The sequence below is a fragment of the Sinomonas sp. genome (assembly GCF_036848755.1).
Lineage (GTDB): Bacteria > Actinomycetota > Actinomycetes > Actinomycetales > Micrococcaceae > Sinomonas.
This window is the reverse complement of sequence record NZ_DAIUJO010000167.1, coordinates 1-5,720: the sequence shown is the minus strand read 5'-3', so window position 1 is coordinate 5,720 and position 5,720 is coordinate 1. Positions and strand designations below refer to the sequence as shown.

At 68.0% G+C, this 5,720-nt stretch carries 5 protein-coding genes and 1 pseudogene; 4 read left to right on the top strand and 2 right to left on the bottom strand.

Going from position 1 to position 5,720, the window contains the following annotated elements:
- The 3 genes from V7053_RS17550 to rplL all read left to right on the top strand — a co-directional run.
- A partial coding sequence (locus V7053_RS17550) for a hypothetical protein (protein ID WP_334173551.1) occupies window positions 1-1,116 on the top strand: 1,116 nt, incomplete at its 5' end.
- Window positions 1,117-1,375: 259 nt separating this feature from the next.
- Entirely contained in the window at window positions 1,376-1,951 is a 576-nt protein-coding gene (gene rplJ, locus V7053_RS17545) for a 50S ribosomal protein L10 (RefSeq protein WP_334173550.1), read from the top strand.
- 75 nt (window positions 1,952-2,026) lie between these two features.
- Complete coding sequence (gene rplL, locus V7053_RS17540; RefSeq protein ID WP_138414246.1) at window positions 2,027-2,407, top strand: 50S ribosomal protein L7/L12; 381 nt, start codon at window positions 2,027-2,029, stop codon at window positions 2,405-2,407.
- Window positions 2,408-2,548: 141 nt separating this feature from the next.
- Here rplL and V7053_RS17535 read toward each other — a convergent pair whose 3' ends face one another.
- Together V7053_RS17535 and V7053_RS17530 are read right to left on the bottom strand one after the other, a co-directional pair.
- Window positions 2,549-3,013 carry an aminoacyl-tRNA deacylase gene (locus tag V7053_RS17535; RefSeq protein ID WP_334173549.1) on the bottom strand — a complete coding sequence of 155 codons (465 nt, stop codon included), beginning with the start codon at window positions 3,011-3,013 and terminating at the stop codon, window positions 2,549-2,551.
- Between the two features lie 6 nt (window positions 3,014-3,019).
- Window positions 3,020-4,213 carry an acetyl-CoA C-acetyltransferase gene (locus tag V7053_RS17530; RefSeq protein ID WP_334173548.1) on the bottom strand — a complete coding sequence of 398 codons (1,194 nt, stop codon included), beginning with the start codon at window positions 4,211-4,213 and terminating at the stop codon, window positions 3,020-3,022.
- Between the two features lie 383 nt (window positions 4,214-4,596).
- On the opposite strand from V7053_RS17530, the pseudogene V7053_RS17525 reads away from it, so the two are divergent.
- Window positions 4,597-5,720, top strand: a pseudogene (locus V7053_RS17525) (DNA-directed RNA polymerase subunit beta); the annotation flags it as partial.

Genomic DNA, 5,720 nt, shown 5'->3' with positions numbered 1-5,720 from the left:
GTCCGAACCGAGGCGCGCGCCGTGCAGATGGCGGGATTCGCCGTCATCGTGAGCTTTGTCGCTGCGCTCATCGCCTTTGCCGGCCACCGCCCGGCTCTCTCCGGGGACCACAGCGTCGGCGACGTCGCGGGCCTTGTGGGCGGGGCCGTCGCCGTGATCGTCCTGCCGCTGGCCTACCGTCACACGTTCGACCATCCCCAGCACCATTGGCTCGTGGAGCGTCCCGCCTGGCGCCGGTATCTTGGGCTGCTGGCCTTGGCCGTCGTCCATGGCGCGATCGCCTTCATGGCTGCATGGGCGGGGTTCCGCATCTTCCAGCAGGCCTTCGGCGACCTCACCATCGACCCCTTCGCCGGAGCAGTCGAGACCGCGGTGGTGGGTGGCCTGTCCGCGTACGCGACGTACCAGTCCGGCGCACGGATGAACAGCTACCTTCTCTCGAATCTCCTCGCGACGTATCTCGCCGCCGGGGTGCTCACCTCGATGGTGACGACGAAGAACCCGAATTGGTGGGAGATCAACTTCAGTGCCCTCGGCGCCGCGAACAGCGGAGTCGCGTGGACGTTCAACGTCACGCTCGTGACGGGCGGGATCGTCATCACGATGCTCGCGGAGTACGTGACCCGCGACATTCAAGCGCTGGCGGCCTACCGGGCCGACAGGCTGGCCAGCATCGGTGCGGAGGACCGCGTGCACGGGCGCGCGCGACGGAAACCGCTCGGCGAGAGCGACGTGCGGACCCGGCCGGTCTTCGTGTGCCTCGTGCTCATGGGCCTCCTGCTCGCAGGGACGGGGCTCGTGCCCGTGGACGTGTACATGCCTGGCCACAACGCACTCGCGACGTCGATGTCCGGTGCGTTCGTGGTCCTCGTCATGGGACTGCACTGGTGGCTTCCAGGCGTGAGCCGGACGTTCCAGGTGACGGGCTTCGTGATGCTCGGGGGAGCCGTGCTCGCCGTCGTCCTCTGGTACCCCCTCGGCTACTACAACATGACGGCGATGGAGATGTTCGTCGCTGGCATCGTGCTCGGGTGGCTCGTCCTGCTCATCCGCAATCTGGCCGCCGCCGTCGAGGACGCCCGCCGCCGCGCCCTGACCGAGCTGCTCGCGAGCTGACCTCGAGCACCCGCGATTTGGCGGTTCCAGCGGCATCCCGTAGTCTTGGAGGACCAAAGACCGCCGGTCGCTGATTGTTGTGTGCATTTGCTCGCCGCAGCCAGCCTAAGGTCCCCGGAATGGGGCGGCCTGCGCAGGTGAACGAGCGAAAGCTCCGGCACGGATGTCATCCGGCCGGCCCTCCACGCCCCGTGCATCTGCGCGGGGCGTTCGTCATTCCGGGACCGAGTATCGGCCTAGTTTCCCCGGAAGGAGGGTTATGGCAACGCCTGCCAAGGTGTCAGCTGTCGAGGAGATCACCAAGGATTTCCAGGAGTCGGCAGCCGCAGTCCTGACCGAATACCGTGGGCTCTCCGTCGCCCAGCTCAAGAAGCTGCGTCGTGCGCTCGGCCAGGACAGCAAGTTCTCGGTCGTGAAGAACTCCCTGACCGCCATCGCCGCGAAGGAGGCTGGCGTCGAAGCGTTCGACGGCCAGCTTGCCGGACCGACCGCGATCGCGTTCATCAAGGGTGACGCCGTTGCGGCCGCCAAGAGCCTGACCGACTTTGCCAAGGAGAACAAGCAGCTGGTCATCAAGACCGGCTACTTCGAGGGCAAGGCGCTCGACGCGAACGAGGTGGCCGCCCTGGCCGCCCTGGAGTCCCGCGAACTGCAGCTCGCGAGGGTTGCGGGCGTCCTCAAGGCGCCCATGTCCGCCGTCGCGCGCGTCCTCGATGCCCTGCGCATCAAGCTCGAGGAAGAGGGCGGCGCTCCGGCCGCTGCTTCCGAGGCCGAGGCTCCCGCCGAAGCTGCCGAGGCTTCCGAGCCAGCTGCTGCGGCCGCCGAAGAGAACTGATCTCTTCCCCACCCCACAAACTCGGCGCGCCCAGGGACTGCCCCGGTCGCGCCCCAGAATGAAAGGACGCCAACCATGGCGAAGCTCACCCAGGACGAGCTGATCGAGGCCTTCAAGGAGCTCACCATCATCGAGCTCTCCGAGTTCGTGAAGAAGTTCGAGGAGGTCTTCGAGGTCACCGCTGCTGCCGTGGCCGTTGCCGGTCCCGCCGGCGGCGGTGCCGAGGCTGCTGCCGAGGAGGAGAAGGATTCCTTCGACGTGATCCTCGAGGCTGCTGGCGACAAGAAGATCGCGGTCATCAAGGAGGTCCGTGGCCTCACGTCGCTCGGCCTCAAGGAGGCCAAGGACCTCGTCGACGCCGCTCCCAAGGCCGTCCTCGAGGGCGCCAACAAGGAGACCGCGGAGAAGGCCAAGGAGGTCCTCGAGGCCGCTGGCGCTACCGTCACCCTCAAGTAAGTTCCTTGCTTGCTCTCGCCCCCCGGCCCCTGGCCGGGAGGGCGAGCCGAAGGCCCCCGTGTTCCGTTCTGGAACCCGGGGGCCTTTGCCGTCGGGCTGCGTTCGGGCGGGCTGGGCCGTCTGGACCCAGCCGCCGTGGCCTCAGAGAGGGTCGCTGATGTCCGCGACCTTCGCGTCCAACGAAGCGAACAGCTCGCCCGCGTCGACGAAGGCGCTGCGCCCATGCTCGCCCGCTCCGAGCGAGATCCGCCCGGAGATGCTCTCGTCCGCGAAGACCGGCCATGCCGTCGTCGAACCGACCGGCGTGATGGTCCCACGTTCGTAGCCGGTCGCCTCGAGGGCGACCTCGGCGGACGGCATCGAGAGTCGGTTCACGCCGAGCAGCCGGCGCAGCTTGGGCCACGAGATCTGCCGGTCTCCGGGGATGAGCGCGAAGAGGAAGCTGCCGTCGGGGTGCCGGACGACGAGTGTCTTCACGATGTCCCGCGGCTCGATCCCGAGATTCGCCGCGGCTTCCTCCAGGCTCTTCGCGCGGCCGCGGTCGGCGAGCTCGACGCGGAGGCCGCGTGCGGCGGCGTCGTCCACGAAGCGTTGGTGTCCGCTCACGGCGCCTCAGTCCCGGTACAGCAGGAGCGCTTCGCCTTGCCCCCCGCCGCCGCACAGGGACACGGCGGAGCGCCCCGCGCCCCGCCGCGCGAGTTCGAGCGCGGCGTGTCCGGCGAGCCGTGCACCGGAAGCGCCGATGGGGTGCCCGAGCGCGATCGCCCCGCCGTGGATGTTCGTCTTCTCGAGCGGATACTTGAGCTCCTTGAGCGACTGCACTGCCACCGAGCCGAAGGCCTCGTTGATCTCGATGAAGTCGAGGTCCTGAGTGGTCCAGCCGGCCCGGGAGAGGGCGTTCGCGATGGCGTTGGCGGGCTGCGAGTGAAGCGAGTTGTCCGGGCCGGCGACCTGCCCGGGCTTGCCGACGACGGCGAGCCAGGAGAGTCCGTGCTCCTCCGCATAGGCGCGGCTCGTGACGACAAGGGCTGCCGCCCCGTCCGAGAGCGGCGAGGAGTTTCCCGCCGTGATGGTTCCGTCGGTGGCGAAAGCGGCCTTGAGCGGTGCGAGCGTCTCGAGGGTCGTGCCCGGGCGGACGCCCTCGTCACTCGTGAGCCGGACTGGGGCACCCTTGCGCTGCTTGACCTCGAGGGGTGCGATCTCGTCGTCGAACACGCCCGACTCCTGCGCCGCGGCGGCGCGCTGGTGGGACGCTGCCGCAACCTCGTCCTGGGACTTGCGGTCGATCCCGAGCGTGAGGTTCCTGCTTTCGGTCGAAAGGCCCATCGACTGCCCGTCGAAGGCGTCGGTCAGTCCGTCGTGGGCGGCGACGTCGAGCGCCGCGACGGTCCCGTACATCCAGCCCTGCCGCGAGCCGGGGAGAACGTGCGGGGCGCGGCTCATGGACTCCTGGCCGCCGGCGACGACGACGGTTGCGTCGTCCGCGCGGATCATGCGGGCGGCATCGATCACCGCCGTGAGGCCGGAGAGGCACACCTTGTTGATCGTCACGCACGGGACGTTCCAGCCGATGCCCGCAGCGATCGCGCTCTGGCGCGCGGGATTCTGTCCGGCCCCGGCCTGAAGGACCTGGCCCATGATGACCGCGTCGACCGACTCGGGCCGGACACCGCTTCTGGCGAGCGCCGCGGTGATGGCGTGCGCGCCGAGGTCGACCGCGGTGAGCCCCACGAGCTGCCCGTTGAGTCTGCCGAACGGGGTGCGTGCTGCGGAAAGGATGACCACTTCGTCGGTGCCGCTGCTCATGGCATCTCCTGTCACGTCGTCGTGCCTGCTCCGGGAGTCGGAGAGTGCGTGGGCGCGGGGACGCCCAGTCCATGGGCGGGCCGCGCTGACTTCAGGCTACCGCCGATGAACGGACGGCGCGCCGGGTTGGGGCGGGTGTACAGTGTGTGCGGCGGGATCCTCGCGGCGCCTCTCAGACGGGCACTTGACCGCGCTCGAGATGTGCGCTAGACACGCGCGCTCATAACGGCTATGCTAGATCTTTGCGTTCTCCCTTTCTGACCTCCAGCCTTCATATAGCGGTGGGCTCGTGGGCGGCCGTCCATCTAACAGAAGAGTTGCTGGGCAGCTGCACGGTTGGGGGAGGGTGCGGACAATCCTGAAGGTCTGTGGAAGGATCCCTCTTGGTCGCCTCGAGCACCTCTGACAACCAAACCGCTAACACGGACGGCGCACGCAACCGGCTCTCATTCGCCAAGATCCACGAGCCCCTCGACGTCCCCAACCTGCTGGCCCTCCAGACTGAGTCCTTTGACTGGCTCGTCGGCAACGAGCGCTGGCAGGCCCGCGTGGCCAAGGCCGCGGAAGAGGGCGACGCGAGCGTTGCAACGACGTCCGGCCTCGCCGACATCTTCGAGGAAATCTCCCCGATCGAAGACTTCCAGGGCACCATGTCCCTGAGCTTCTCCGACCCCGAGTTCGCGGACCCGAAGTACACGATGGAGGAGTGCAAGGAGCGCGACGCCACCTACTCGGCCCCGCTGTACGTCAAGGCCGAGTTCATGAACAACAACACGGGCGAGATCAAGCAGCAGACCGTGTTCATGGGCGACTTCCCGCTCATGACCGAGAAGGGCACGTTCGTCGTCAACGGCACCGAGCGCGTCGTCGTCTCGCAGCTCGTTCGCTCCCCGGGTGCCTACTTCGAGCGCGCCGCCGACAAGACGAGCGACAAGGACATCTTCACGGCGAAGATCATCCCTTCGCGCGGTGCGTGGTTCGAGCTCGAGATCGACAAGCGCGACCAGGTCGGCGTCCGCCTCGACCGCAAGCGCAAGCAGTCGGTGACCGTCCTGCTCAAGGCGCTCGGCTGGTCCGAGGGCCAGATCCTCGAGGAGTTCGGCGACTACGACTCGATGCGCGCGACGCTCGAGAAGGACACGACCGAGACCCGCGAGGACGCACTCCTCGACATCTACCGGAAGCTCCGTCCGGGCGAGCCGCCCACGGTCGAGGCGGCCCAGTCGCTGCTCGACAACCTCTACTTCAACCCGAAGCGCTACGACCTCGCGAAGGTCGGCCGGTACAAGATCAACCGGAAGCTCGGCGTCGACCGCCCGCTCTCCGACCGCGAGGCGTCCGTCCTCCACATCGAGGACATCGTCGCGATGATCAAGTTCCTCGTTGCGCTCCACGCCGGGCAGAAGACCATCGCGGGTGTCCGCGATGGCCAGCCGATCGACGTGCGCGTCGAGGTCGACGACATCGACCACTTCGGCAACCGCCGCATCCGCGCGGTCGGCGAGCT

Coding starts and splice junctions, on each gene's coding strand:
- V7053_RS17530 (WP_334173548.1), bottom strand. CDS start 4,213: ATGAGCAGCGGCACCGACGAAGTGGTCATCCTTTCCGCAGCACGCACC.
- rplJ (WP_334173550.1), top strand. CDS start 1,376: ATGGCAACGCCTGCCAAGGTGTCAGCTGTCGAGGAGATCACCAAGGAT.
- rplL (WP_138414246.1), top strand. CDS start 2,027: ATGGCGAAGCTCACCCAGGACGAGCTGATCGAGGCCTTCAAGGAGCTC.